The following is a 25,918-nucleotide window of genomic DNA, read 5'->3' as shown; positions in this document are numbered from 1 at the left end:
ATATGCCATTAAACAGTACGTTCATCAAAGAAATCGAATCGCCTGAGCGACATCGTAGTCGCTTCGTTGTAATGAGGTAGATTGCCCAAGAATCATTTTGGCTAGTTCGAAGCCAACGTATGGTCCTGCAGTCAAACCGGATGCCCCAAGGCCGTTTGCAACATAAAGCCCTTCGATCTGTGGGACGGCACCGAATACAGGTAAAAAGTTCGGTGCGTGAGGTCGGAAGCCGACACGTGTTTCTACGTGAGTCCAATCAGCAAGATGGGGGGCGACGGTTAACGCTTTATGTAACACTTCATATATTCCACCAGCAGTCACGCGACAATCGATGCCAACACCATCTTCATGTGTAGCTCCAACGACAATTTTCCCTTTTGGGAAGGCGAGTATATATTGATTGTTTGGTGGCATGACGACAGGCCAATGATCAGTATGTTGCTCAAGGTTTTGTAGATGGACGATTTGTGCTCGCTGTGGGGTAATGAGAAAATCGATACTTAGCGGTAAAAGTAACGATTTTGCCCAAACACCTGCCGCAACAATGACAGCATCCCCTTCGTAACATTTATTTGTCACTGTAGCACCAATGACTCGGTTATTTTTATGCAGAAGTGTTGCACTTCCTTTTATATATGTTGCCCCTAATTGAATAGCAGCATGAATAAGAGAACGTCGCAATGCACGTCCGTCCACTCGAGCAGCTCCGCTTACATATAGCGCTTCGTATTCGTCACTTAGTACAGGAAATCGTGTTTTTACGTCTTGTGAAGATAGACGAATAATCTCCCCAATTTCAGGCGCTTCTTCACGCCGGTTGTACAAACGCTCTTCCATGCTTTGTAACTTATTATGATCATGATGTAAGCAAATGGCTCCGACACGCTTGTATCCTGTTTGGTGACCGTATGTTTGTAATTGTTCAATGAGATGGGGATAAAATGCCGCACCGCCTTTGGCAAGTGCATACCACTTTTTATTTCGCCGTTGTGACGTCCACGGGCAAATGATTCCTGCTGCCGCATCTGTTGCTTGCCCTCGGTCTTCACGATCGATTAAAATCACCTGCACTTTTTCTTTTGCTAGGTGAAAGGCGACAGAAGCACCAACAATTCCAGCCCCGATGACGATATAACGATTCATTGTTCACACCTTTTCTTTTGTTGTTTTGTACCATTACAATAACATAAGACGACAAAAAAGCAAGGGACGCCCCTTGCTTTTTCAATAAAACCATTTAGCCATTTCATAATATAGTGGCATGCCGATCGTTAAGTTAAACGGAAACGTAAGCCCGAGTGCCATACCAAGATAAATCGCAGGATTCGCTTCAGGAACAGATGCGCGCATCGCTGCTGGAGCAGCGATATATGAAGCACTTGCAGCAAGCACGCTAAGTAAAATGGTTCCTCCCAAAGATAGCCCTGAATAATAACCGATCACCACTCCTAAAAACCCGTATACAGGAGGTAAAAGAATACCTAATGCGAGCAGTTTGATCCCATATTTACGTACGGCTGCAAGTTGATTTCCTGCTGTTAATCCCATCCCTAGTAAAAAGAGGACGAGAACACTTGGGTATAAATCAATAAACAACGGTTTAACAATCGTAAGGGCGCGTTCGCCGCCGATTAACCCAACGAGAAGGCTACCGACCATTAAAAAGACGCTTTTTCCAAATAGTCCTTCTTTAATGATCGGTCCGTATACAGATGTAGCTGAAAAACGATATACTACTTCTTGTTTATATGAGCGATTTTCTAACAATTTCAATATGACGAGTGATACGATAATTGCAGGGCTCTCTAACAAGACGACAAAGGCGTTCATGTAGCTTTCGTACGTCATATTTGCTTGTTCAACAAAAGCAATTGCAGCACCAAACGTAACGATGCTAACGGATCCGTAAGTCGCTGCAATGCCGGTTGCATTTTTACGATCAATGCCAAGACGACGGCAAATCGCAAACGTAATAATTGGAATAATGATACCAAGCGACAACGTTCCAACTAACGGGCGAATAAGTTCATGAAAAGAATGTTCCGCAAGTTCAATGCCACCTTTCATTCCGATTGCGATTAACAAATAGATGCTTAACGATTCATTTAACCCCGTAGGTAATTTTAAATCTGATTTGACGAGAGCAGCAATAATGCCGAGAATAAAAAATAAAATGGCTGGCGATGTTAAATTGTTAATAATCATTTCTTGCATAGCAATCCTCTCCTTCTATTTCTTTTTTATATTCAACAAAAAAGCCGGAAACATTTTTCGATTTGGTCGAAAAATATTTCCGGCGTATCTTTTACTGACCGCAATCGGCCTTTAAAAGATCAACCTTGTATATCGACTGGTTCTTGTAATAAAAAGACGATCATTCGTTCTCCTGTTTTTGTGCTAATATCTGTATGCATGCTTGTTACTTGTTTACCTGTCAATGTATAAATCATTTGTTTTAGATGCTCGCTACCTGACTCGATTAAATCTGCGCGAATGCGTTTGATTGACAACATGCCTTCTTTTGTTTCGCACAATACTTTTTCAGCAGGAGTTAAAATGCCGCGCAACTGTACGATGACCATATTTCGTAAAATATCTGTTTTCACAGAGAGTGGACCGCGGCCTAAATATTCTTTTTCCCATTGGGTGAGCGCGCGACTAATTTGATCTTCTAGTTCTCCTTTTGTTTTCACGTTGATCCCCCTTTAGAAACAAAAAACGGCATGCCTCACATATAGATTGAAGTGAAACATACCGATGTATTTTTAGCTCAACTCGTTTCGGCGTCCGTCCTTTCGTTTTCGCCATGTCGCCATGTCAAAAACGCTAAGACAAAACAAGCAAACGAGTTTGCTATCAATCGTTCGGTGTGACAATTTGTTTTCAATTGTATAAGGCTTTAAAAATTATGTCAAGGGAAAAGATTGATGTCATACATGTATATGCCATGGTAAAATAAAAGGAAAGGGTTAGAGAATGGGGGAGAAGGTTTGGTACTATATTTTATTGTAAATCCTTCAGCAAAAAATGAGAAATGTAAAGAAATATGGAAAAAAATCGAACGAACACTTCGAGATCATCACATTCGTTATCATGTTGTATTTACACAAAAACAAGGAGACGGAACGAAGCTAGCGAAACAAATGGCTGGGCAAACAGATGAACCGTTTATATTAATTGCAGTTGGTGGAGACGGAACGATCCATGAGGTGATGAATGGTGTTGAAATGTATGATCATGTTACTGTCGGATACATCCCAGCTGGAACAGGAAATGATTTTGCCCGAGGGATAAACATCCCGATAACGTGGAGAAAAGCGCTTAGTCAAATGTTATTACGTGTGAAGGATATGTATGTCGAACCGTATGATATCGGAACGTTTAAAGGTGTGAAACAAGGTGTTTTTGTGAACAGTGTCGGTTGTGGATTCGATGCACATATTTCACGAAAGGTGAATCATTCGAGATGGAAACATCTTTTGAATAGATTATATTTAGGGAAGTTTGTTTATGTGTTTTATTTATTGAAAGAGTTGTTTATATATAAACCGACCGTTGTGCAATTAACAGTTGATGAAAAACAATATACGTTTTCAAATGCATGGCTTGTCACCGTTGCGAATCATCCATATTACGGTGGTGGAATGAAGATTGCTCCATTTGCGCAGTCAAATGATCAACATTTTGATGTCGTTGTTGTCGACAATATATCACGTTTAAAATTACTCGCCTTATTTGTGACGGTGTTTTGGGGTGGTCATATAAGGATGAAAGAAGTACATACGTTTCAAGGGAAATATATTCATATTTGCAGCAATACGTCTCTTCCTCTCCATGCAGATGGTGAGCAAATTGGCGAAGGTGAAATCACGATTTCAGTAAACAAACAAATACGTGTGTTGAAGTAGCCCGAATGGATGTTCATCTGTTCGGGATTTTATTTTGACAAGAAAAAAGTTGTATGTTAAAAGATAGACAAGCATATAAAGAAAATAAGAATCATTCTTTTTTGGAGGGTGCACATGGAGAAAGTGGTTGATAAAAAAGGGGATTTAGCTTCATTAATATTGTTTATATTGATCATGGTCTTATTTTTATTTGGGGATGTTCTTGTTAAGGGAGTAAACGTTCCTTCATTTACTTTACAAGTAGGAACAATTTTTTTAAGTATCTTGTTGGAGGCTATTCCGTTTATTTTATTAGGTGTATTTGCTTCTTCATTAATTCAGACGTTCGTTTCGGAACAGATGGTACAAAAGTGGATTCCGAAACGCCCATTAGCTGCACTTGTTCCAGCGGCAGTTGTTGGTGCCCTGCTACCTATTTGTGAATGTGCCATTATTCCTGTTGTTCGTCGACTCATCGCAAAAGGAATGCCGCTTCATGTAGGGGTAGTTATTATGGTAACCGCACCGATTTTAAACCCTGTTGTATTTGCGTCTACGTACTATGCGTTTTCGTCAAATATGTCTATCGTTTATGGAAGAATGGGCATTGCATTTGTTGCGTCTTTGATTATTGGTTTAATTGTTTATGTTATTTTTCAGAATCATTTGCCATTAAAGTCGATTAAGCATTCACATGATCATCATGTAAATAGTCGGCTAACAGCAACGTTGACTCACGCAATTGATGAGTTTTTTGATGTTGGTCGCTACTTAATTATTGGTGCATTTGTCGCTAGTTTCTTTCAAGTTGTGATTAATCGTGAAATATTAGTTGAAGTTGGACAACACGAAATAATTGGTCCGGCTTTAATGATGGGGCTTGCTTATGTGTTGTCACTTTGTTCAGAGGCAGATGCGTTTGTTGCGGCATCGTTTACATCGACATTTACTCCAGCGTCTCTGTTAGCATTTTTAATATATGGTCCAATGATTGATTTTAAAAATACGTTAATGATGCTTGCATATTTTCGGCGAATATTTGTCGTTATATTTATCGGTGTTGTGACGACTGTTGTGTATGTGTGCATCTATATATTTCACTTCATAGGATGAGGAGGGATGATGATGATTCGAGGTGTTTTATTGTGTGGATATGCTTTATTGTTTATCAAATTATTATTAAGCGGGAACTTGACAAACTATATCGCCCCTAAAATGTTACCTTTTATTTATTTTGCAACGTTCACACTTTTACTACTTGGAAGTATACAAATATGGAGAAAGGAAGAGGATAGATGTTGTCATCATTGTGAAGGGGGGCATCATGTTCCGAAAACAGTCGGACAAAGCATACGAGTGTATGGAGTGTTTATTGTTCCTTTGCTTATCGGTTTTATGTTTTCGAACTATGTACTAGATAGCTCACTTGCAGCTAAACGTGGTGTGCAGTTAGGTGGGAGAGAAATAAGTGAAGAAAATAAACAGATCGTCGAACAGTTTTTAGAAGATCCAGAAGGATATATGGAAAATATTGATGAGCAAATTGAAAATATTATGCAAGATGAAGGTATGGAAAAAGTTGAGAAACAAGAACAGTTAAAAGAAGATTTATTAGAGGCGCAAACAGTTGTTGTAAACGATGACAAGTACGTATCAACGTTAAATTTCATTAACGAACAAATTGATGCTATGATTGGGAAAAGAATTGAAATTACAGGATTTGTATTTCGGGAACGTGATTTTGCTGCAAATGAGTTCGTTGTTGCACGTTATGGATTAACTTGTTGTGTGGCTGATGCAACCGTTTATGGGATATTAGTAAAAACAGACGAGGCAGCAAAGTGGGAAAACGATACATGGGTAAAAGTTGAAGGGATTATTGATGAAACGACATACAGAGAAAGGTTTGTTCCCGTAATCATAAAGCCAAGTGTCACCGTTGTGAATGCGCCAGAGCAACCGTACGTATATGAGTATTAAAGGCTCTTAGCGCTAAGAGCCTTTAATACTTGTTTTGCATATGCCGCAATATTTCATAGGCGCGATCGCCAAGAAGTGCAAGGAGTTGCTCAAATATCGCGTCTCGCTGCAAATCAAGCTCAATAATTTGTTTCGCTAAATCTATCGCTTTCTTTTCCATTGGCAATCTCCTTTCGAAGTTGTTCATATTTTTTTCGCAGTTCTGCTAATGTCCAATGATGTATTTCTCCTCCTTCATGCAGTTTGTCGATATAAAATTGTTTTTGTTTCATCGTTATTTGCAGAAGGGTTCCCATGTTCTTTCCTCCTTCCGTCATTTATTTGATAATCATTATATCTATTCTCTATATTGTAAACAGCATTTTTGTTACTTTTTATAACATGAATAATGAATTTTGTTAATTTTTATAACAAAATTCATTTCAATATTCATAAAATACAGTATATTAATGTTATGAAATGTAACGTACATGAGGAGGATGAGGATGGAATCGTATAAACATAAAAAAGTCATTTCGATTGGTATTGTTAGTGAGTTAACAGGTTTGTCACCGAGACAAATTCGGTATTATGAAGAACGCCAACTTATTTTTCCTGATCGATCAAAAGGGACGAGAAAGTATTCCTTTGCTGATGTTGAATGGCTTGTTGAGATCGCAAACAAACGCGAGGAAGGAGTGCAAACACGAGAAATTCGTTATGAAATGATGAAAGAAATTCGTGAAACGATGAGAAAAGGACAAATCAACGCGCATTTTCGTTCTCGCATGTAATTTTCTCTTCTCCATGTTATAATTGATAGGGGAAGGAGAATGGTCATGTTTATGGAGTTTTCATTCGATGTATTTACGTATGTATCGCTCTTCAGTATGTTCGTTGTGGCGATGACGTGCTATGTCACGCGACAAGCGAATTATCCGATCTCCGTCCAACGATTCGTTCCATACGATGTAAACGTCTGTGTGAAGACGAGCGATGCATATAGATATATGTCGTTACATGTGCGATTTGTTACATTTCAACAGCGGAAAATTCCGATTGATGAACGATCGTATGCGAGTGATGAAGAAGGAAGGACACTCCTTGTTTGCTTATGATAACAAACAAGGAGGAGTAAAATGATGAAAAAATGGATTATTTTATTTTTTGTATTTTTATTAAGTGCATGCAATCGAAATGTACCGATTACAGAACATAGTCAAGGTGTATGGGATCACTATTTTGTTTACCCGATGTCAAAGCTATTACTGATGCTTGGACACGCATTTCAAGAAAATTATGGGCTCGCTATTATTGCATTGACGATTGTTGTTCGCTTTGGATTGCTTCCGCTGATCATCAAACAGTTTCGTGCCAATATTGCGATGCAGCGCATTCGCCCGGAAATACAAAAACTTCAACAAAAATATAAAGGCACAGACATGGAAACGCAAAGAAAGCTACAGCAAGAAATGATGCAACTATATCAAAAACACGGTGTTAACCCAATGAGCGGTTGTTTACCGATTTTCATTCAAATGCCTATTTTTATGGCGCTGTATTACGCAATTTCGCGAACGGAAGAAATTAAACTGCACTCGTTTTTATGGATGCAGCTCGGTCATCGCGATCCGTATTTCATTATGCCAATATTAGCAAGCTTAACGACATTTATTTCGATGCGGTTATCTCCGACTGCTACAACAACAGAAGCGGCTACACAAATGAAAATGATGTCATATATTATGCCTGTTATGATTTTCATGGGAGCGAGTTCTGTCCCTTCGGCTTTGTCGCTATATTGGGTCGTTGGTGGATGTTTTTCAATTATTCAGTCGCTTATCATGCGTGCACAATGGAAAAGATACGATACAGAAGTTGCAAAATAACCTGCTCGCTAGCTGAGCAGGTTTCTTTTCGTGAAGGGGTGAAAAAATGAAAGTGATTATTGCTGAAAAACCGGATCAAGGAAAGACGCTTGCATCTATTTTTCAAACAAAAAAACGAGAAGGGTATATTGAAATTTTACCGAATGAGCTGTTTCCGAAAGGTGCTTATATGACATGGGCGGTTGGACATTTATTTGAATTAGCTTCTCCGGAAACGTATGAAGCAAGCTGGAAGCGGTGGACACTAGATACGTTGCCGATCATTCCTGATCGTTTTCAATATAAAATGGATCGAAAAAAGGCGAAACAATTTTCTGTTATTAAACAATTGCTCCGTCAGCCAGAAGTGACAGAAATTATTCATGCAGGCGATGCAGGGAGAGAAGGAGAATTGATTATTCGAAATATCATTTATATGAGCGGCGTCAAAAAACCGATCAAACGGCTTTGGATTTCATCGTTAACACCGAAAGCAATCGAACAAGGCTTTCGCCAGTTGTTAGATGAAAACGAGACGCGTCCGCTATATGAAGAGGCGTATGCGCGGACGTGTGCCGATTGGCTTGTTGGTATGAACGCATCGAGAGTGTATACAATTTTATTAAAACAAAAAGGGATGAACGATGTTTTTTCCGTCGGGCGTGTACAAACGCCGACGCTTGCATTAATTGTGAGACGAGAAAAAGAAATTGAGCAGTTTCGTCCCGAGCCGTTTTGGGAAGTTGTTGCTACGTTTGATGTGAACGGAAAACGATACGAAGGAAAGTGGTGGCATGAAAATGAAACAAGAACATATGATCAGCAGCTCGCCGAAAAGGTGAGCGCATTTTGCAGAGGAAAACAAGTAGAGATAGAAGAAGTGACATGTGAGCGAAAAACATTTTTACCGCCGCTTTTGTTTAATTTGTCAACATTACAAGCAACAGCCAACAAGCGATTTAAATATTCACCACAAAAAACACTGGATATATTACAAAAGCTATATCAAAAAGGATATGTATCGTATCCGCGTTCGGATTCACAATATGTCACGAAAGGGGAAGCGGAAACGTTTCCACATATTTTAAAGTTTCTTGCGCAAAAGAAAGAGTATGCTTCTTACTTTCCGCTTGCTCATTATTCAATTTTACATAATAAACGTTATGTAAACGAAAAGAAAGTAACGGATCACTATGCCATTATTCCGACTGAACAAGTTCCAGATTTGGAAAAACTGAGCCATGATGAGCGAAATATTTACGATCTGATCGTTCGACGATTGATCGCTGCCCATTGTGAAGAGGCGGTATTTGACTATACGACGATGATTACTCTTGTCGATGGACGGGCACGTTTCATTTCAAAAGGAAAAAAGCAAATACAAGCAGGATGGCGAGACGTCCTTATGTCACAAGATGATGATGTACAACTTTTACCGAATGTACAAAGCGGAGAAAAAGGAACGGTATATGATGTGCATGTGAAAGAGGGAAAAACACAACCGCCAAAGCGATACACAGAAGGCGAACTGATCACGTTAATGAAGACAGCAGGGAAATTTTTAGACGATGAACAACTAGAAAAAGTATTAGCAAAAACAGAAGGACTCGGCACGGAAGCGACGCGCGCCTCCATTATTACAACATTAAAGGAGCGAAACTATATCGAAATAAAAAATAATCAAGTATATGCAACCGATAAAGGAAAAGTATTAATTGAAGCGATCGGTCCACATATTTTAGCGTCACCCGAGATGACAGCGAAATGGGAGCAACGGTTAAGTGAAATTGGTGAACGGAAAGCGTCAGCGACACATTTTATGGAACAAGTCAAAAAATTAGCGGCGAAAATCGTAACAGATGCGGTGCAAATGGCAAGCGGCTGGTCGTTTGAAGGGATTGATACTGCTTCGATTCAGCGGAAGAAAAAAACAACGATCGGAAAACAAGTTGGGGTTTGTAAGCTTTGTGGAGGCTCGGTCATTGATAAAGGTTCGTTTTACGGTTGTGTCAACTATACAAAAATAAAGTGCTCATTTACGATTTCAAAAACGATGTTAGGAAAATCCATTTCACAAACAAACATAAAAAAATTGTTAACAGAAGGAAAGACAAATGTCATCAAAGGATTTAAAAAAGGAGAGAACACATTTAACGCCGCGCTCATATGGGATGAAAAAGAAAAACGTATATCGTTTTCGTTTGAAAAATAGGAGGACTGCCTCCTATTTTTCAACATCACCATTCCACTCGTTCATGCCGCCAGTCATATTATATATATTTGTAAACCCTTCTTTCGCTAGTAATTCGCTTGCTTGCGCTGAGCGATTACCTGAACGACAAACAACGATATATGTCTCGTCTTTTTTCAATTCATTTATGCGCTCTTGCAGTTGTTGTAAAGGAAGTAACATCGCGCCTGGAATATGACCAGAAGCGTATTCTTCTTCCGTGCGAACATCGAGAACGACAACGTCTCCTTTTTGTATCATTTGTGCGGCTTCATCAACAGAAATGTTTGTATAGCGCTCTTGTGCACATCCGCTTAGGATGAGGAGAAATGTGAATAAAAGAGCAGTCCATTTTTTCATCTTGTCATCAACCTCCGTATACAATCGAATACCCATACGTGTATTCTAACTTATTTTTTTCATTTCTTCAAACGTTTCGACACCATTGTTATTTTCATATGTAGTACAATGAAAAAAAGGTTTACATGGAAAGAAGGGAAAATGATGTATCAATCGATTATCGATTTGATCGGAAACACGCCCATTGTAAAGCTCAATCGGGTCGTTTTTCCAGAGGGAGCAAGTGTATATATAAAGCTCGAGTCTTTTAATCCAGGTGGAAGCGTGAAAGATCGCGCAGCTAGACGAATGATTGAACGAGCGGAAAAAGAAGGAAAAATCGTCCCTTATGAAAGCACAATTATTGAGCCGACATCAGGAAATACAGGGATCGGATTAGCGATGGTATGCGCTGCGAAAGGATATCGTTGCATCATTACGATGCCAGATAATGCAACGAAAGAACGGATCAATTTATTGAAAGCATATGGGGCAGAAGTGTACTTAACTCCTGCAGCTTTGCGCATGCAAGGGGCGATTGATGAAGCGTATCGGCTTGCGGAGAACATTCCAAACAGCTTTATACCCATGCAATTTGAAAATGAAGCAAATCCAGATGCTCATCGGGTTAGCACAGCGCTTGAAATTATAGAAGCATTTCCAGATGGGATTGATGCGTTTGTACTTACGGCGGGAACTGGCGGGACAGTGACAGGAACGGGAGAAGAATTAAAGAAAAAATTTCCTCGTTTACGCATTTATGTTGTGGAACCATATGGGTCTCCCGTCCTTTCGGGTGGGCAACCGGGGCCGCATAAAATTCCTGGTACTGGGCCAGGTTTTATTCCGCGCATTTTAAATCGAACGGTGTATGACGATATTTTGCTCGTCAAAGATGAAGAAGCGCAAATGATGGCAAGAAGATTAGCGAAAGAAGAAGGAATTTTCGTCGGAGCTTCAGCTGGAGCGGCAGCTTATTGTGCTATTCAAGTGGCGCGCACTCTTCCTGAAGATGCACGTGTGCTTTGCATGGCACCAGATACAGGGGAGCGATACTTATCCTCCGATTTATTTAGCAGATAAGAGCGATAAAAAATGTCGAGGCTATAAAATAAAAAGGAGTGATTGTATGTTTCAAGAAGAAGTAAAAACGATAGGCGGTCTTCGTCTTCATGTCATTTCGACAAAAAAATATAAAACGAATACGCTCGTATTAAAGATGAAAGCGCCGTTATGTGAAAAAGATGTAACGATGCGAGCTCTTGTTCCATACGTACTACAGAACGCTACCGAGCGGCATCCGTCGATGAAAGCGTTACGTACATATTTAGACGAACTATATGGTGCTACGTTACAAGTTGATTTAGCGAAAAAAGGAGAAAATCATATTATTACTATTCGAATGGATATTGCAAACGAAAAATTTTTAGGTGACACATCCCCATTATTACGTGAAGCGTTGACGTTATTTAGCGATATGTTATTTCGTCCGTTTACCGAGGAAGATGGGTTTTCTGTTGCGATCGTTGAACAGGAGAAACGAGCATTGAAACAAAAAATTCAATCGTTGTTTGACGATAAAATACGATATGCCCAACATCGACTCATGGAAGAAATGTATAAAGGTTCACCTTATGCGCTCGATGTTCACGGTAAACTAGAGGATGTCGATTCGATTGATGCCAAACGGTTATATGAACATTATGAGCACATGTTGAAACACGATGAAATAGATTTATACATTGTTGGAGATGTCATGTTAGCAGATGTAGAGCATGATGTGACTGAACGTTTTTCGTTACAAGTGCGCCCGCCGCGTTCAATAGCAACACCGACGATCATAAGACGAACAGATGTGCAAGAAGTTGTAGAAAAACAAGATGTGAAACAAGGGAAGCTTCATCTCGGTTATCGAACGAACACGACATATAATGATCCAGATTATGATGCGTTACAAGTATGGAATGGGATATTTGGAGGATTTGCACATTCAAAATTGTTTATTAATGTGCGCGAAAAAGCGAGTTTAGCTTATTACGCAGCTTCACGTATTGAAAGTCACCAAGGAATGATGATGGTCATGGCAGGAATTGACCCAAGCAAATACGAGCGTGCACTCGAAATCATCCATGCTCAAGCAGAAGCGATGCGTAACGGACAATTTAGCGATGAAGAAATCGTTCAAACAAAAGCGGTCATTCGTAATCAACTATTAGAAACGATTGATACAGCTAGAGGGATGATCGAAATGTCTTACCATAATGTCATTGCAACAAATCAACGTCCGTTACAACAATGGCTTGAAGGGATTGAAAAAGTGACGCGAGAAGATATCGTGCGTGTGGGGAAAAAAATTGAATTAGATACGATTTATTTTTTAACGGAGAAGGAAGGTGAGAAAAAATGAAACTCATTCACCACGATCAATTACAGGAACAATTATTTTATGAACGGTTAAACAATGGATTAGATGTTTACATTTTGCCAAAAAAAGAATTTAACAAAACATATGCAACCTTTACAACGAAATACGGTTCGGTGGATAACTACTTTACTCCATACGGAAAAACAACGATGAAAAAGGTACCAGATGGCATCGCTCATTTTTTAGAACATAAATTGTTTGAAAAAGAGGATGGCGATGTATTTCAAACGTTTAGCAAACAAGGCGCATCTGCGAATGCTTTTACGTCTTTCACACGCACGGCCTATTTATTTTCTAGTACAACAAATGTAGAAAAAAATTTAGAAACGTTACTGGATTTCGTGCAAGAGCCGTATTTTACAGAACAAACGGTTGAAAAGGAAAAAGGGATTATCGGTCAAGAAATTCGCATGTATGATGACAATCCGGATTGGCGTTTGTATTTTGGGACAATCGAAAGCATGTATCATCACCATCCCGTAAAAATTGATATTGCAGGAACGGTAGAGTCGATTTCACACATTACGAAAGACTTATTATATGAGTGTTATGAAACGTTTTATCATCCGAGCAACATGTTATTGTTTGTTACAGGCCCTATTGAGCCATCCGCTATACTTGAACAAATTCGAACGAATCAAGCGAAAAAAACGTTCCGTCCGCCAACAGAGATCGAGCGATTTCGTTATGAGGAGCCGACTCATGTTGCTCGTGAACGACATGTCATTGAAATGAACGTGCAAACGCCAAAATGTTTCGTTGGTATAAAAGCGAACAACGTATATACAAAAGGAAAAGAAAAGTTAAAACATGAATGTGCCATCGGTTTATTGCTTGACTATTTATTTGGGAAAAGCTCGCCGCATTATGAGCGATTGTATCAACAAGGATTAATTGACGAAACATTTATGGTCGACTATACGGAAGAAAGTGATTTTGGGTTCGGATTAGTTGGCGGTGATACATCGCAACCTGATCAATTAGCGGCAGAAATTCAGCGTATTCTTTTGGAGTTTGACGATATTGATGATGAGCAAGTCGAACGAATGAAAAGAAAAAAGATCGGCACATTTTTACGTTCGTTAAACTCTCTTGAATATATTGCAAATCAGTTTACTCGGTATGCGTTTGATCATATGAGTTTGTTCGATGTGGTAGAAACGTTACAATCATTAACATCTGACGATTTAAAAACGGTCGCTCGCGAATGTTTTGTTCGCGAACAGTTTACTGTATGTCAAGTTGTTCCGAAAAGGTGAAATGAGATGAAATATGCGTTAATTACGGGAGCGAGCGGGGGGATTGGGCAAGAAATTGCTCGGCAGCTCGCTAAAGATGGGTATGGTTTATACTTACATTACTACAAAAATGAACAATCCGTTCGACATGTAATGAAAGAACTATCCACAGACACATATGCGATTCAAGCTGATTTATCTCATCCTTCTGGAGTAGATGTGTTAATGTCTTCTATTTTCCATCCTATTGACGTGCTTATTCATAATAGTGGAATGAGTGCGTATGGATTGATGACGGACATGACTAATGAGCAAGTAGAACAAATGGTGCAACTGCATGTAACAAGTCCATTTTTACTGACAAAACGACTGTTGCCTTCTATGATTCAACAACGTCGTGGACAAATTGTAGTCATTTCATCCATTTGGGGACTAACCGGTGCGTCTTGCGAAGTGTTATATTCGATGGTAAAAGGTGCGCAAAATACATTTGTTAAAGCGTTAGCAAAAGAAGTTGCTCCAAGTGGCATACGAGTCAATGCGATCGCTCCAGGGGCCATTGATACACCGATGCTTCATGAGTTTACTGAAGAAGAAATTCAAGCTTTAATTGATGATATTCCACTCGGGCGAATAGGGAAGCCCGAAGATGTTGCAAAAGCTGTGTCATTTTTAATTTCTGATCATGCATCGTATATTACGGGACAAATTTTATCTGTAAATGGCGGTTGGTATTGTTAAGCAAGCATAATTTTTTATGTTGTGAGGCAAACTGTTCTTGAAACGAATTTCAAGGAGGTTTGCATATGTCTGTTCTTGATAATTTTGAACAATGGAAAAGCTTTTTAGCTGATCGTCTTCATCAAGCACAAGAGCAAGGGATGAACCAGCAAGTCATTTCGGATATTGCTTATCAAATTGGGGATTATTTGGCGAAACAAGTCGATCCGAAAAACCCAGAAGAGCGTGTACTTGCTGATTTGTGGCATGTCGCAAATGAGCAAGAGCAACATGCTATTGCAAACATGATGATTAAACTTGTCCAAAATAAATAAGTCATGTAAGCGCAAGCTGGTGATATCCACCAGCTTGTTTTACTATGTTTATCTGTTCACAAAAAACCCTCGTCCATTCTTTTCATTCTCGCATTCAAATGGTAAAATAAACATACATGCGTGTTTCGACAAAGCGTTGCTTAAATGATCGCATCGTGTAACGTAAAGGGGAGAAGGGGTATATGGAGAAAAAAGAATGGTATTTAGAGTATGAAATACATATGAATCGCCCGGGATTGTTAGGGGATATCGCATCGCTCCTTGGCATGCTTTCCATTAATATCGTCACGATCAACGGTGTGGATGATTCGCGGCGAGGTATGCTTTTGTTATGTAAAAGTCATGAACAAATTGAGCGCTTACAATCCATTTTAGCGACGATGGAAGATATTACGGTAACGAAATTACGTGAACCGAAGCTTCGGGACCGTCTTGCTGTTCGGCACGGGCGTTATATTCAGCGCGATGCTGATGACAAAAAGACGTTTCGCTTTGTTAGAGACGAGCTAGGTTTGCTCGTTGATTTTATGGCAGAGCTATTTAAACAAGAGGGGCATAAGTTAATTGGAATTCGTGGCATGCCACGCGTGGGGAAAACGGAATCGATCGTAGCTGCAAGCGTGTGTGCAAACAAGCGTTGGTTGTTTGTTTCTTCTACATTAATTAAACAGACGATTCGTAGTCAATTAATCGAAGATGAATATAGCGAAAATAATGTTTTTATTATTGACGGGATTGTTTCGACGCGTCGGTCAAACGAGCGACATTGGCAACTCATTCGTGAGCTCATGCGTCTACCGGCGACGAAAGTGATTGAACATCCTGATATTTTTGTAAGGCATACAGAATATAAGCTCGACGACTTTGACTATATCATTGAATTGCGTCACGATGCAGATGAGGAAATTACGTATGATCTCGTTGATCAGTCTTCATTTTTTGGAAATGACGGATTTTCAAATATCGATTTTTAAAGATGGAAGGTGTTTCCGTTGACAGAGTTAGGGAAGCGTTTGAAAGAAGCGAGAGAACAACGTCATATGAGTTTAGATGATTTGCAAGAAATCACTAAAATTCAAAAACGATATTTAATCGCAATTGAACAAGGAAATTATGTCATTATGCCAGGAAAATTTTATGTTCGAGCATTTATTCGGCAATATGCTGAGGCAGTCGGCCTTGATGCTGACGAACTGTTTGAGCAATATGCAAACGAAATTCCAAATGCCCAACAAGAAGAACTTCCTGGCGAACTATCGCGTGTAAAATCGCGACAATTATCAGAACAAGGCGCAAAAGTGCTCGATGTTCTTCCGAAAATTTTAATTGGTACATTAGTGATTGGAGTGGCTGTTGTTCTTTGGTTTTTTTTCCAAAATCGGACGGTGAACGAAAAACCACAAGAGCAAGTGATTAACGAAAAGACAGAATTTGAACAGTCCGAGCAAGCAAACGAGCAACAACCGGAAAAACAAAGTGAACAACAGTCTGAAAACGAAGGAGAAAATGAACAGCAGGAACAACCATTAGAAGCGACGGTTAAAGTGATTGAAACGAATGGAAGAAGATCGACACTTGAAGTGACAGGAGAGCAATTGATCATTGACATTGCAACAAAAGGAGATGCTTGGATTGAAGTGAAAAATGGAAAAGGAAAGGCGTTTGCACGGAAAATGATGTATGCGAATCAATCTGAAACATTTGATTTAACAAATGAAACAGAAGTATTGCTAGTCATCGGACAAACATTGAATGCAGAAGTAAAAATAAACGGGCAGACGCTACAATACCCTGTCAATCCAAACGATCATGTGCGCCAAGATATTACTATTATCTATAAAAAACAATAATGTTGGATGAAGTGTTGGAGGTCAGTGTTGTGAATATACCGAATCAAATTACGATTGCGCGAATGTTGCTTATTCCTTTCTTTCTTATTTTTTTGTTGGCACCGATTGATTTCGGTGTGATTCAAATCGGAACAGAACAGCTGCCGGTAACACACGCCATAGCTGCGCTTATTTTTATCATCGCATCAACAACCGATTGGGTTGATGGATACTATGCACGAAAATATGGATTAGTAACGAATTTAGGGAAGTTTCTTGACCCTCTCGCAGATAAATTACTTGTATCTGCTGCGCTCATTGCGCTTGTCCAATTAGGTTTAGCTCCTGCATGGATCGTGATTGTCATTATTAGCCGTGAATTTGCTGTAACCGGATTACGGCTTGTTTTAGCGGGAGAAGGTGAAGTGGTAGCAGCAAATATGCTTGGAAAAATTAAAACGTGGACGCAAATTGTAGCGATTGCTGCGCTTCTTTTGCATAATCTTCCTTTTTCACTTTTGTCGTTTCCGTTTGCGGACATTTCGTTGTGGGTTGCACTTATTTTCACGATTTGGTCAGGATGGGATTACTTTGCGAAAAATAAACAAGCATTTCGTCATTCAAAGTAAATAAAAAGGGATGGGAGAAAGATGAAAGCAGAACTCATTGCGGTCGGTTCAGAACTTTTACTTGGTCAAATTGCAAATACGAACGCTCAGTTTTTATCGCAACAATTAGCTGAAATAGGAATAGATGTGTATTACCATACGGTTGTTGGCGATAACCCTCAAAGGCTTACACATGCGATTGAAGTAGCGAAGCAACGCTCGAACTTAATCATTTTCACAGGGGGACTTGGTCCGACAAAAGACGATTTAACGAAAGAAACAATTGCAAACATGTTAAATAAATCGCTCGTTTTAGATGAAGAAGCATGGCATTCTATTTGTGATTATTTTGCGAAAACGAAGCGCCCAATGTCTCCGAACAATCGAAAACAAGCGCTCGTATTGGAAGGAAGTTATGTGTTAAAAAATGAACATGGGATGGCCCCGGGAATGGCAATAACTGTTGATCACATCACGTACATGCTCCTCCCGGGACCGCCAAAAGAAATGCAACCGATGTTCATCAAATATGGACGTCCTTTTTTATTGCAAAAACGTCATGTTCGCGAGAAAATTGTTTCGCGTGTTCTCCGTTTTTTTCATATCGGTGAATCACAGTTAGAAGCAGAAATTGAGGATTTCATCGATGCTCAAACAAATCCGACGATTGCTCCACTGGCGTCTGATGGCGAAGTAACTCTTCGCTTAACAGCGAAGCATGAGCGTGAAGAAGAAGCAAAGCGGCTCATTGATGAGTTGGAGCAAAACATTTTAGCCCGCGTTCGTCCTTACTTTTACGGTTATAATGATGACACGTTGTTTAGCAAATTGTTAGCTACATTAAAAGAAAACAATCAGACGCTCGCTGTTGCTGAAAGTTTAACGGGAGGTTTATTTTTAGAAGAAATGACAGCACTTCCAACGGCTTCTACAGTCATCGTGGGGGGAGTTGTTTGTTATACGAATGAAATAAAGGAAAATGTGCTCCATGTGCCGAAAGAAATATTACAAACGGAGGGGGCAGTTAGTGAACGATGTGCGCAGTTGATGGCAGAAAATGTTCGAAAGCTTTGCGGAAGCGATATCGGTATTAGTTTTACAGGTGTTGCAGGACCGGACGAGTTGGAAGGAAAGCCAGTAGGAACGGTATGGATAGGGATTGCAACAGAACAAGGAACAAAGACATTTGCCCTTACATTATCAGGCGGACGCCAAGCCATTCGGATGCGTACAGCGAAATACGGTTGTTATTATTTGCTGCAGTTGCTACATTAATTTACGAACACTCATTCGATTTTTTCTTGGCAAATAAATAGAAAAGCTGTATAGTAATAAGTAGCAGTTACTGCTTTATTTTTCACAAGCAAAAGGAGGAGTTTCTTTGAACGATCGTCAAGCAGCATTAGAACAAGCGTTAAAGCAAATTGAGAAGCAGTTTGGAAAAGGTTCAATTATGAAGCTAGGGGAGCAAACAGATCGTCAAATTTCGACGGTATCGAGCGGTTCCCTTGCTCTTGATATTGCGCTAGGTGTAGGAGGATATCCGCGCGGACGGATTATTGAAATTTACGGTCCGGAGTCTTCGGGGAAAACAACGGTTGCCCTTCACGCGATTGCAGAAGTGCAAAAGCAAGGAGGTCAAGCTGCATTTATTGATGCGGAACATGCGTTAGACCCTATTTATGCTGAAAAATTAGGGGTTAATATCGATGAATTGTTGCTTTCACAGCCAGATACAGGAGAGCAAGCGTTAGAAATCGCCGAAGCACTTGTGCGAAGTGGGGCAGTTGACATTATCGTCATTGACTCAGTCGCAGCTCTTGTTCCGAAGGCAGAAATTGAAGGGGAAATGGGGGATGCTCACGTTGGATTGCAGGCGCGACTCATGTCCCAAGCGCTACGTAAACTATCAGGCGCCATCAACAAATCTAAAACGATCGCTATCTTCATTAACCAAATAAGGGAAAAAGTGGGTGTTATGTTTGGGAACCCAGAGACAACCCCTGGGGGTCGTGCATTGAAGTTTTATGCGTCTGTTCGTTTAGAAGTGCGTCGTGCAGAACAAATTAAACAAGGCAACGACATGGTTGGAAATAAGACGAAAATTAAAGTCGTGAAAAACAAAGTGGCGCCGCCGTTTAAAACAGCGGATGTAGATATTATGTATGGCGAAGGAATTTCAAAAGAAGGCGAAATTATTGATATGGGTGCTGAACTCGACATTATCCAAAAAAGTGGCGCTTGGTATTCATATAAAGATGAGCGACTAGGACAAGGACGAGAAAATGCAAAACAATTTTTAAAGGAAAATCCACACATTATGGAAGAAATTGCGCGTGAAATTCGCCAACATTATGGCATTACAGCAGGCGCAGCGACGACATCTGTGCGCGAAGATGATCTAGACTTTTTAGAGTAAAAAATTGTTCGAAAAGGCCACCTTGCTTCAATAAAAAAGTAATGATGTGCATATATAGTTATGGAAAGGGTGCTCCGTTATTTTTGGAACACCCTCTCTTTTTGGAAAATAAAACGATATGAAACGCTTTCCCACAATGACAAGCCTTGACAATATGGAAGGCCACCTTTAAAATGTACATGTATATTTGACAATTTTGAAGTGTATGTTGAATGGTTGCAATGTACATGCCGACATTGATGAAGTAACGAATTTATAGCAAGAGGAGGTGAGGACAATGGGTGAAACGATCATCTCCGCTTTGCTTGCCCTAGTCGTCGGTGCAGTTGTTGGCTTTTTTGTTCGTAAATCCATTGCCGAGGCAAAAATTGGTGGTGCACAAGCAGCTGCCAAACAAATGATCGAAGAAGCGAAACGAGAAGCAGACGCATTGAAAAAAGAGGCGCTTCTTGAAGCAAAGGATGAGATTCACAAACTTCGCGTTGAAGCAGAACGAGAAATTCGCGAACGAAGAAGTGAGTTACAAAAACAGGAAAACCGTTTGTTGCAAAAGGAAGAGAATCTCGATCGAAAGGATGAAGCGTTAAACAAGCGAGAAGCATTGCTTGAAAAGAAAGAGAATTCTCTGAATGAAAGACAACAGCATATTGAAGAGATGGAAAGCAAAGTGGAAGAACTCGTTCGAAAAGAACAAGCCGAACTAGAGCGCATTTCTAGTTTGACGCGTGACGATGCACGCCAAATCATTTTAGAGCGTGTAGAAAAAGAACTTTCGCATGAAATTGCGCTCATGGTTAAAGAGGCAGAAACGAAAGCGAAAGAAGAAGCGGATAAAAAAGCAAAAGAAATTTTATCGCTTGCCATTCAACGTTGTGCTGCTGATCATGTAGCAGAAACAACTGTATCTGTTGTGAACTTGCCGAATGACGAAATGAAAGGCCGAATCATCGGACGTGAAGGGCGTAACATTCGTACATTAGAAACGTTAACAGGTATTGACCTTATCATTGATGATACGCCGGAAGCGGTCATTTTATCTGGTTTTGATCCGATCCGTCGTGAAACAGCGCGTATTGCGCTAGATAAACTCGTTCAAGACGGGCGTATCCATCCAGCACGAATTGAAGAGATGGTCGAGAAGGCGAGAAGAGAAGTGGATGAACATATTCGTGAAGTGGGAGAACAAACGACGTTTGAAGTTGGTGTCCACGGATTGCATCCAGATTTAATTAAAATTTTAGGGCGTTTGAAGTTCCGTACAAGCTATGGACAAAATGTGCTTAAACATTCGATGGAAGTGGCATATTTAGCTGGTTTAATGGCAGCTGAGTTAGGAGAAGATGAAATGCTTGCAAGACGAGCAGGTCTCCTTCATGACATCGGAAAAGCTGTTGACCATGAAGTAGAAGGAAGCCATGTCGAAATCGGGGTAGAGCTCGCAACGAAATATAAAGAGCATCCGGTTGTCATTAACAGCATTGCGTCCCATCATGGCGATACGGAACCGACGTCGATTATCGCTGTTCTTGTCGCTGCTGCAGACGCTTTATCTGCTGCTCGACCAGGCGCTCGTAGCGAAACATTGGAAAACTACATTCGTCGACTTGAAAAGCTTGAAGAAATTGCTGAGTCGTATGAAGGTGTTGAAAAATCATATGCGATCCAAGCTGGACGTGAAATTCGTATCATGGTTAAGCCAGATATGATTGATGACTTGGAAGCGCATCGTTTAGCACGTGACATTCGCAAGCGTATCGAAGAAGAGCTTGATTACCCAGGGCATATTAAAGTTACAGTGATTCGCGAAACACGAGCTGTTGAATACGCAAAGTAAAAGCTACTCCTTATTCGGGGTAGCTTTTTCGTATTGATAAATGCTTTATTTTGTGCGAAACTGAAAAATAGAGATCATGAGTATAGAAAGGGTAGTACAATGAAAATATTATTTATCGGTGATGTCGTAGGACAGCCGGGACGAAAAATGATTGATGAATATGTGCCGAAACTGAAAGCAAAATATAAGCCCCATGTTATTGTTGTAAACGGTGAAAATGCAGCGGGTGGAAAAGGAATTACTGAAAAAATATATCGTCGTTTTGTAGAAATAGGAGTGCATGTAGTGACGCTTGGCAATCATGCGTGGGATAATCGTGAAGTTTTCGAGTTTATTGACCAAGCGAAAGTGCTCGTTCGTCCAGCCAATTTTCCAATAGGTACACCTGGAAAAGGGATCGTATTTGTTCATGTGGAAGGATATGAAGTAGCGATTATTAGCTTACAAGGAAGAACTTTTTTACCAGCGATCGATTGCCCGTTTAAAAAAGCGGATGAATTAGTCGAGATGGCGCTTGCGCGGACTCCTGTGATTCTCGTTGATTTTCATGCAGAAGCAACGAGTGAGAAACAAGCGATGGGATGGTACTTAGATGGCCGAGTAAGCGCAGTAGTTGGCACGCATACACACGTTCAAACCGCTGACTCACGCATTTTGCCAAATGGAACAGGATACATTACTGATGTCGGTATGACGGGTCCTTATGACGGTATTTTAGGAGTTGATCGCGAAGCTGTATTGCGCAAATTTTTAACAGGGCTTCCGGTTCGATTTGAAGTGACGACAGGTCGAACACAATTGAATGCTGTGCTCATTGAAATAGACGAAAAAACCGGAAAAACGAGGTCTATTCAACGAATTATTATCAATGACGATCATCCGTATTTTGACTAGTTCCTCTTTTAAGATTTTTCTGAAAAAAATACATATCGTAGCAGGAATACGAGCAAACAGGGACGAATATATAATGAACAGTACAACTTTTCATAAGCAATTGTTAGAAACGAGGAGGAGCTAGAAATGGAAATATTAAAAGTTTCAGCAAAATCTAATCCTAATTCCGTAGCTGGTGCACTTGCAGGCGTGTTAAGAGAACGCGGTGCAGCTGAAATTCAAGCCATTGGCGCAGGTGCATTAAATCAGGCCGTTAAGGCAGTAGCGATCGCGCGAGGATTCGTAGCACCGAGCGGAGTTGATCTCATTTGTATTCCTGCGTTTACGGACATTCAAATTGATGGGGAAGAGCGGACAGCAATTAAGCTTATTGTTGAGCCGCGTTAATACACATAAACCTGTTTGCTTACATAGCAAACAGGTTATTTTTATCATATCCGAAAGAGCGAATTTTCGTATGGAGGGGTCGTTGTGCGTATATTTGACGCTCATTGTGATGTTTTATATCAACTATTTTGTGACCAAGATGTATCGTTTGAGCGGAGTTCATCGCTACATGTCACATACGATGGATTGAAGCAGGCCGGTGTAACTGTACAAGGATTTGCGATTTATATTCCGAAACATGTCAGACCAGAATCACGCTTTTTTGTCGCGTTAGAGATGATTGATGATTTTTACGAGAAAATTGTGTCGCAACCGAATATGAAAGTTGTTCGCTCAAAAAAAGAAATCGATCAACTACAACCGAATGAAATTGGAGCGATGCTCACATTAGAAGGATGTGAAGCCATAGGAGAAAGTTTAACGCAGTTGCGCACACTTCTTCGCCTTGGTGTTCGCTCTGTTGGTTTAACGTGGAATGATGCGAATATGGTAGCAGACGGTGCTCTAGAGCAACGTGGGGGAGGGTTGACGAGGTTCGGAAAAGAAGTCGTTCAATTATTAAATGAACAACAGTGTTGGACGGATGTATCTCATTTAAGTGAACGAGCGTTTTGGGATGTTATGGAATTAGCTCAATATCCGATCGCTTCACATTCGAATGCATATACGCTTTGTCCGCATCCTCGCAATTTGCGTGATGATCAAATCCAAGCACTCATTAAGAAAAATGGAGTCATCGGCGTGACGTTTGTTCCGCAATTTTTGCGTCACGATGCCCATACGACAACAGTGACAGATGTATTACGGCATGTCGATCATATTTGTTCGTTAGGTGGAGAAAATCACATCGGTTTTGGATCTGATTTTGACGGCATTTTTGAAACGGTTGATCAATTGGAAAATGTTGCTCATTATCCGCATTTCATTGATGAATTGTTAAAGCACTTTAAAGAGGAACAGGTAAAAAAATTTTTGTTTTGCAATTTTTATGAGCGAATCCCCCAATAAAATCGAAAGAAAAATTCACATTTTTGTAACAAATATGTTGCAATTTTTTTTCAATAGGGCTAGAATGAAAGCGTTTAGTATATGAAATTTTTCAAAAAATTTATTAAGCGAAATGGTAGAGCTTTTTTTGGAAAAGTGCTACACTTATAATCGTAAAACGTTACGTTACAATTGATGGAACTTTAAAGGGGTGTAAGACATGATTAGTCAACTTTCGTGGAAAGTTGGAGGACAACAAGGGGAAGGTATTGAAAGTACGGGAGAGATATTCTCCATTGCGCTCAACCGACTAGGCTACTACTTATACGGTTATCGCCACTTTTCATCTCGCATTAAAGGTGGTCACACGAACAATAAAATTCGTGTTAGCACGACACAAGTTCGTTCGATTGCCGATGATCTTGATATATTAGTAGCTTTTGACCAAGAGACAATTGATTTCAACTTCCATGAGTTACGTCAAGGCGGGATCGTCATCGCAGATGCGAAGTTTAATCCGACGATTCCGGACGAGTCAAGAGCTACGTTGTATGCGGTTCCATTTACAGATATTGCAACAGAATTAGGAACAGCATTAATGAAAAACATGGTTGCAGTCGGAGCTTCTAGCGCAGTACTCGGTCTCGATATTAGCGTATATGAAGGGGTCGTTCAGGAGATTTTCGGTCGCAAAGGTGAGCAAGTTGTTGCGAAAAATATGGAAGCGATCAGAGCGGGCGCTCAGTTTATGCGCGAACAGCTTGGTGACAACATTCAATTAATGCAGCTTGAAAAAGCAGATGGCAAAAAGAGAATGTTTATGATTGGAAATGACGCGATTGCGCTTGGTGCGCTTGCTGGCGGTGCACGTTTTATGGCCGCTTATCCAATTACACCGGCATCTGAGATTATGGAATATTTAATTAAAAAGCTTCCGCAGTTTGGTGGCACGGTCATTCAAACAGAAGATGAAATTGCTGCTTGTACAATGGCTATTGGTGCAAACTATGCGGGTGTGCGTACGTTGACAGCTTCGGCTGGGCCAGGTCTTTCGCTCATGATGGAAGCGATCGGATTAGCCGGAATTACAGAAACGCCGATTGTCATTGTTGATACGCAACGTGGTGGCCCAAGTACAGGTCTTCCGACGAAACAAGAACAGTCAGATTTAATGGCCATGATTTACGGTACACATGGCGAGATTCCGAAAGTAGTCATCGCTCCGAGTACTGTACAAGAAGCGTTTTACGATATGGTCGAAGCGTTTAACATTGCAGAAGAATATCAATGCCCAGTCATCGTTTTAACAGACTTACAACTTTCGTTAGGAAAGCAAACTGTTGAGCCGCTAGAGTATGACAAAATTGAAATTCGTCGCGGCAAACTTGTCACAGGAGAACTTCCTGAAATTCCAGACAAAGGTTGCTTCAAACGATATGAAGTGACTGAAGACGGTGTATCACCACGCGTATTGCCGGGAATGAAAAACGGTATTCACCATGTGACAGGTGTTGAGCACGATGAAACAGGTCGTCCTTCTGAAGTCGCAGCGAACCGTATTGCACAAATGGATAAGCGTTTACGCAAGTTAAAACATATTCAATTCCCGACACCAGTTCATAAACATGTGAAGCATGAAGAAGCAGATATATTAATTGTCGGATTTAACTCGACGCGTGGGGCGATTGAAGAGGCGATGGAACGATTAGAACGCGATGGTATAAAAGTAAACCATGCTCACGTTCGTCTCATTCATCCGTTCCCGACGGAAGAAATGTTGCCGCTTGTGCAATCAGCGAAAAAAGTTGTTGTTGTTGAAAATAACGCAACAGGACAACTTGCCAACATCTTAAAAATGAACGTTGGACATGCTGAGAAAGTATTTAACGTGTTGAAGTATGATGGCAACCCGTTCTTACCGCACGAAGTTTATACAAAATGCAAGGAGTTGTTTTAAAC

The 25,918-nt window shown here is 40.3% G+C and carries 27 protein-coding genes; 22 read left to right on the top strand and 5 right to left on the bottom strand.

Going from position 1 to position 25,918, the window contains the following annotated elements:
• Window positions 1–24: 24 nt before the first annotated feature.
• The 3 genes from EKC99_RS02815 to EKC99_RS02805 all read right to left on the bottom strand — a co-directional run bounded on the left by EKC99_RS02815 (window position 25) and on the right by EKC99_RS02805 (window position 2,693).
• Window positions 25–1,143, bottom strand: coding sequence for an NAD(P)/FAD-dependent oxidoreductase (locus EKC99_RS02815; protein WP_163150383.1), 1,119 nt, complete (start codon window positions 1,141–1,143; stop codon window positions 25–27).
• Between the two features lie 81 nt (window positions 1,144–1,224).
• Window positions 1,225–2,214 (bottom strand): sodium-dependent bicarbonate transport family permease, encoded by a 990-nt coding sequence (locus tag EKC99_RS02810; RefSeq protein WP_163150381.1) that lies wholly within the window; start codon window positions 2,212–2,214, stop codon window positions 1,225–1,227.
• A gap of 119 nt (window positions 2,215–2,333) precedes the next feature.
• Window positions 2,334–2,693, bottom strand: a complete 360-nt coding sequence (locus EKC99_RS02805; RefSeq protein ID WP_163150379.1) for a Na-translocating system protein MpsC family protein — start codon at window positions 2,691–2,693, stop codon at window positions 2,334–2,336.
• Between the two features lie 297 nt (window positions 2,694–2,990).
• Here EKC99_RS02805 and EKC99_RS02800 point away from each other — a divergent pair, with 297 nt between their 5' ends.
• The 3 genes from EKC99_RS02800 (at window position 2,991) to EKC99_RS02790 (ending at window position 5,867) form a co-directional block, all read left to right on the top strand.
• The gene (locus tag EKC99_RS02800; RefSeq protein ID WP_163150377.1) at window positions 2,991–3,908 is read left to right on the top strand and encodes a diacylglycerol/lipid kinase family protein; all 918 of its coding nucleotides are present in this window, start codon (window positions 2,991–2,993) and stop codon (window positions 3,906–3,908) included.
• Window positions 3,909–4,022: 114 nt separating this feature from the next.
• The gene (locus EKC99_RS02795; protein ID WP_019418261.1) at window positions 4,023–5,000 is read left to right on the top strand and encodes a permease; all 978 of its coding nucleotides are present in this window, start codon (window positions 4,023–4,025) and stop codon (window positions 4,998–5,000) included.
• Between the two features lie 6 nt (window positions 5,001–5,006).
• Window positions 5,007–5,867 carry a TIGR03943 family putative permease subunit gene (locus EKC99_RS02790; protein ID WP_100215879.1) on the top strand — a complete coding sequence of 287 codons (861 nt, stop codon included), beginning with the start codon at window positions 5,007–5,009 and terminating at the stop codon, window positions 5,865–5,867.
• 22 nt (window positions 5,868–5,889) lie between these two features.
• Here the strand turns inward: EKC99_RS02790 and EKC99_RS02785 are convergent, their stop codons facing one another.
• Window positions 5,890–6,027: a hypothetical protein gene (locus EKC99_RS02785; protein ID WP_006323411.1), complete on the bottom strand. Its 138-nt coding sequence runs from the start codon at window positions 6,025–6,027 to the stop codon at window positions 5,890–5,892.
• A gap of 325 nt (window positions 6,028–6,352) precedes the next feature.
• Between EKC99_RS02785 and EKC99_RS02780 the strand changes: the two genes are divergently transcribed.
• Genes EKC99_RS02780 through EKC99_RS02765 form a run of 4 tightly spaced genes read left to right on the top strand, consistent with a single transcriptional unit; the run spans window position 6,353 to window position 9,926 of the window.
• Window positions 6,353–6,640: a MerR family transcriptional regulator gene (locus EKC99_RS02780; protein WP_006323413.1), complete on the top strand. Its 288-nt coding sequence runs from the start codon at window positions 6,353–6,355 to the stop codon at window positions 6,638–6,640.
• 45 nt (window positions 6,641–6,685) lie between these two features.
• Window positions 6,686–6,964 (top strand): hypothetical protein, encoded by a 279-nt coding sequence (locus tag EKC99_RS02775; RefSeq protein WP_163150375.1) that lies wholly within the window; start codon window positions 6,686–6,688, stop codon window positions 6,962–6,964.
• A gap of 24 nt (window positions 6,965–6,988) precedes the next feature.
• Window positions 6,989–7,735 (top strand): membrane protein insertase YidC, encoded by a 747-nt coding sequence (gene yidC / locus EKC99_RS02770; RefSeq protein ID WP_163150469.1) that lies wholly within the window; start codon window positions 6,989–6,991, stop codon window positions 7,733–7,735.
• A 46-nt stretch (window positions 7,736–7,781) separates the two neighbouring features.
• The gene (locus EKC99_RS02765) at window positions 7,782–9,926 is read left to right on the top strand and encodes a DNA topoisomerase III (RefSeq protein WP_163150373.1); all 2,145 of its coding nucleotides are present in this window, start codon (window positions 7,782–7,784) and stop codon (window positions 9,924–9,926) included.
• A gap of 12 nt (window positions 9,927–9,938) precedes the next feature.
• On the opposite strand, the gene EKC99_RS02760 is transcribed toward EKC99_RS02765, so the two are convergent.
• The gene (locus EKC99_RS02760) at window positions 9,939–10,304 is read right to left on the bottom strand and encodes a rhodanese-like domain-containing protein (RefSeq protein WP_163150371.1); all 366 of its coding nucleotides are present in this window, start codon (window positions 10,302–10,304) and stop codon (window positions 9,939–9,941) included.
• Between the two features lie 141 nt (window positions 10,305–10,445).
• On the opposite strand from EKC99_RS02760, the gene cysK reads away from it, so the two are divergent.
• The 15 genes from cysK (at window position 10,446) to EKC99_RS02685 (ending at window position 25,916) form a co-directional block, all read left to right on the top strand.
• The gene (cysK, locus tag EKC99_RS02755) at window positions 10,446–11,366 is read left to right on the top strand and encodes a cysteine synthase A (protein ID WP_163150369.1); all 921 of its coding nucleotides are present in this window, start codon (window positions 10,446–10,448) and stop codon (window positions 11,364–11,366) included.
• Window positions 11,367–11,412: 46 nt separating this feature from the next.
• Window positions 11,413–12,690 carry an EF-P 5-aminopentanol modification-associated protein YfmF gene (gene yfmF, locus EKC99_RS02750; RefSeq protein WP_163150367.1) on the top strand — a complete coding sequence of 426 codons (1,278 nt, stop codon included), beginning with the start codon at window positions 11,413–11,415 and terminating at the stop codon, window positions 12,688–12,690.
• The gene (yfmH, locus tag EKC99_RS02745; protein WP_163150365.1) at window positions 12,687–13,967 is read left to right on the top strand and encodes an EF-P 5-aminopentanol modification-associated protein YfmH; all 1,281 of its coding nucleotides are present in this window, start codon (window positions 12,687–12,689) and stop codon (window positions 13,965–13,967) included. The genes yfmF and yfmH overlap by 4 nt, the downstream gene beginning before the upstream one ends.
• A 6-nt stretch (window positions 13,968–13,973) precedes the next feature.
• Window positions 13,974–14,687: an elongation factor P 5-aminopentanone reductase gene (gene ymfI / locus EKC99_RS02740; RefSeq protein ID WP_163150363.1), complete on the top strand. Its 714-nt coding sequence runs from the start codon at window positions 13,974–13,976 to the stop codon at window positions 14,685–14,687.
• A gap of 65 nt (window positions 14,688–14,752) precedes the next feature.
• Entirely contained in the window at window positions 14,753–15,001 is a 249-nt protein-coding gene (locus tag EKC99_RS02735) for a DUF3243 domain-containing protein (protein WP_009362683.1), read from the top strand.
• Between the two features lie 182 nt (window positions 15,002–15,183).
• Window positions 15,184–15,975 carry a DUF3388 domain-containing protein gene (locus EKC99_RS02730; protein ID WP_009362682.1) on the top strand — a complete coding sequence of 264 codons (792 nt, stop codon included), beginning with the start codon at window positions 15,184–15,186 and terminating at the stop codon, window positions 15,973–15,975.
• Between the two features lie 9 nt (window positions 15,976–15,984).
• Window positions 15,985–16,851 (top strand): helix-turn-helix domain-containing protein, encoded by an 867-nt coding sequence (locus EKC99_RS02725; protein WP_019418271.1) that lies wholly within the window; start codon window positions 15,985–15,987, stop codon window positions 16,849–16,851.
• A gap of 29 nt (window positions 16,852–16,880) precedes the next feature.
• Window positions 16,881–17,459, top strand: coding sequence for a CDP-diacylglycerol--glycerol-3-phosphate 3-phosphatidyltransferase (gene pgsA / locus EKC99_RS02720; protein WP_163150361.1), 579 nt, complete (start codon window positions 16,881–16,883; stop codon window positions 17,457–17,459).
• Between the two features lie 21 nt (window positions 17,460–17,480).
• Entirely contained in the window at window positions 17,481–18,713 is a 1,233-nt protein-coding gene (locus tag EKC99_RS02715) for a competence/damage-inducible protein A (RefSeq protein ID WP_163150359.1), read from the top strand.
• A gap of 106 nt (window positions 18,714–18,819) precedes the next feature.
• The gene (gene recA / locus EKC99_RS02710) at window positions 18,820–19,857 is read left to right on the top strand and encodes a recombinase RecA (RefSeq protein ID WP_163150357.1); all 1,038 of its coding nucleotides are present in this window, start codon (window positions 18,820–18,822) and stop codon (window positions 19,855–19,857) included.
• A 277-nt stretch (window positions 19,858–20,134) separates the two neighbouring features.
• Complete coding sequence (gene rny, locus EKC99_RS02705; RefSeq protein WP_009362675.1) at window positions 20,135–21,691, top strand: ribonuclease Y; 1,557 nt, start codon at window positions 20,135–20,137, stop codon at window positions 21,689–21,691.
• Between the two features lie 99 nt (window positions 21,692–21,790).
• Window positions 21,791–22,585 (top strand): TIGR00282 family metallophosphoesterase, encoded by a 795-nt coding sequence (locus EKC99_RS02700; protein ID WP_163150356.1) that lies wholly within the window; start codon window positions 21,791–21,793, stop codon window positions 22,583–22,585.
• A 126-nt stretch (window positions 22,586–22,711) separates the two neighbouring features.
• Entirely contained in the window at window positions 22,712–22,972 is a 261-nt protein-coding gene (gene spoVS / locus EKC99_RS02695; RefSeq protein WP_003181955.1) for a stage V sporulation protein SpoVS, read from the top strand.
• Window positions 22,973–23,020: 48 nt separating this feature from the next.
• Entirely contained in the window at window positions 23,021–23,980 is a 960-nt protein-coding gene (locus tag EKC99_RS02690; protein WP_163150467.1) for a dipeptidase, read from the top strand.
• A 199-nt stretch (window positions 23,981–24,179) separates the two neighbouring features.
• On the top strand, window positions 24,180–25,916 hold the full coding sequence (locus tag EKC99_RS02685; protein ID WP_009362672.1) for a 2-oxoacid:acceptor oxidoreductase subunit alpha: 1,737 nt from the start codon (window positions 24,180–24,182) through the stop codon (window positions 25,914–25,916).
• Window positions 25,917–25,918 lie beyond the last annotated feature (2 nt).

Source organism: Anoxybacillus sp. MB8 (assembly GCF_011006755.1).
GTDB lineage: Bacteria > Bacillota > Bacilli > Bacillales > Anoxybacillaceae > Anoxybacillus > Anoxybacillus gonensis.
This window is presented reverse-complemented; position numbering and strand designations above follow the sequence as displayed.

Coding starts and splice junctions, on each gene's coding strand:
- EKC99_RS02815 (WP_163150383.1), bottom strand. CDS start 1,143: ATGAATCGTTATATCGTCATCGGGGCTGGAATTGTTGGTGCTTCTGTC.
- EKC99_RS02810 (WP_163150381.1), bottom strand. CDS start 2,214: ATGCAAGAAATGATTATTAACAATTTAACATCGCCAGCCATTTTATTT.
- EKC99_RS02795 (WP_019418261.1), top strand. CDS start 4,023: ATGGAGAAAGTGGTTGATAAAAAAGGGGATTTAGCTTCATTAATATTG.
- EKC99_RS02790 (WP_100215879.1), top strand. CDS start 5,007: ATGATGATGATTCGAGGTGTTTTATTGTGTGGATATGCTTTATTGTTT.
- EKC99_RS02785 (WP_006323411.1), bottom strand. CDS start 6,027: ATGGAAAAGAAAGCGATAGATTTAGCGAAACAAATTATTGAGCTTGAT.
- EKC99_RS02780 (WP_006323413.1), top strand. CDS start 6,353: ATGGAATCGTATAAACATAAAAAAGTCATTTCGATTGGTATTGTTAGT.
- EKC99_RS02775 (WP_163150375.1), top strand. CDS start 6,686: ATGTTTATGGAGTTTTCATTCGATGTATTTACGTATGTATCGCTCTTC.
- yidC (WP_163150469.1), top strand. CDS start 6,989: ATGAAAAAATGGATTATTTTATTTTTTGTATTTTTATTAAGTGCATGC.
- EKC99_RS02765 (WP_163150373.1), top strand. CDS start 7,782: ATGAAAGTGATTATTGCTGAAAAACCGGATCAAGGAAAGACGCTTGCA.
- EKC99_RS02760 (WP_163150371.1), bottom strand. CDS start 10,304: ATGAAAAAATGGACTGCTCTTTTATTCACATTTCTCCTCATCCTAAGC.
- cysK (WP_163150369.1), top strand. CDS start 10,446: ATGATGTATCAATCGATTATCGATTTGATCGGAAACACGCCCATTGTA.
- yfmF (WP_163150367.1), top strand. CDS start 11,413: ATGTTTCAAGAAGAAGTAAAAACGATAGGCGGTCTTCGTCTTCATGTC.
- yfmH (WP_163150365.1), top strand. CDS start 12,687: ATGAAACTCATTCACCACGATCAATTACAGGAACAATTATTTTATGAA.
- ymfI (WP_163150363.1), top strand. CDS start 13,974: ATGAAATATGCGTTAATTACGGGAGCGAGCGGGGGGATTGGGCAAGAA.
- EKC99_RS02735 (WP_009362683.1), top strand. CDS start 14,753: ATGTCTGTTCTTGATAATTTTGAACAATGGAAAAGCTTTTTAGCTGAT.
- EKC99_RS02730 (WP_009362682.1), top strand. CDS start 15,184: ATGGAGAAAAAAGAATGGTATTTAGAGTATGAAATACATATGAATCGC.
- EKC99_RS02715 (WP_163150359.1), top strand. CDS start 17,481: ATGAAAGCAGAACTCATTGCGGTCGGTTCAGAACTTTTACTTGGTCAA.
- rny (WP_009362675.1), top strand. CDS start 20,135: ATGGGTGAAACGATCATCTCCGCTTTGCTTGCCCTAGTCGTCGGTGCA.
- EKC99_RS02700 (WP_163150356.1), top strand. CDS start 21,791: ATGAAAATATTATTTATCGGTGATGTCGTAGGACAGCCGGGACGAAAA.
- spoVS (WP_003181955.1), top strand. CDS start 22,712: ATGGAAATATTAAAAGTTTCAGCAAAATCTAATCCTAATTCCGTAGCT.
- EKC99_RS02685 (WP_009362672.1), top strand. CDS start 24,180: ATGATTAGTCAACTTTCGTGGAAAGTTGGAGGACAACAAGGGGAAGGT.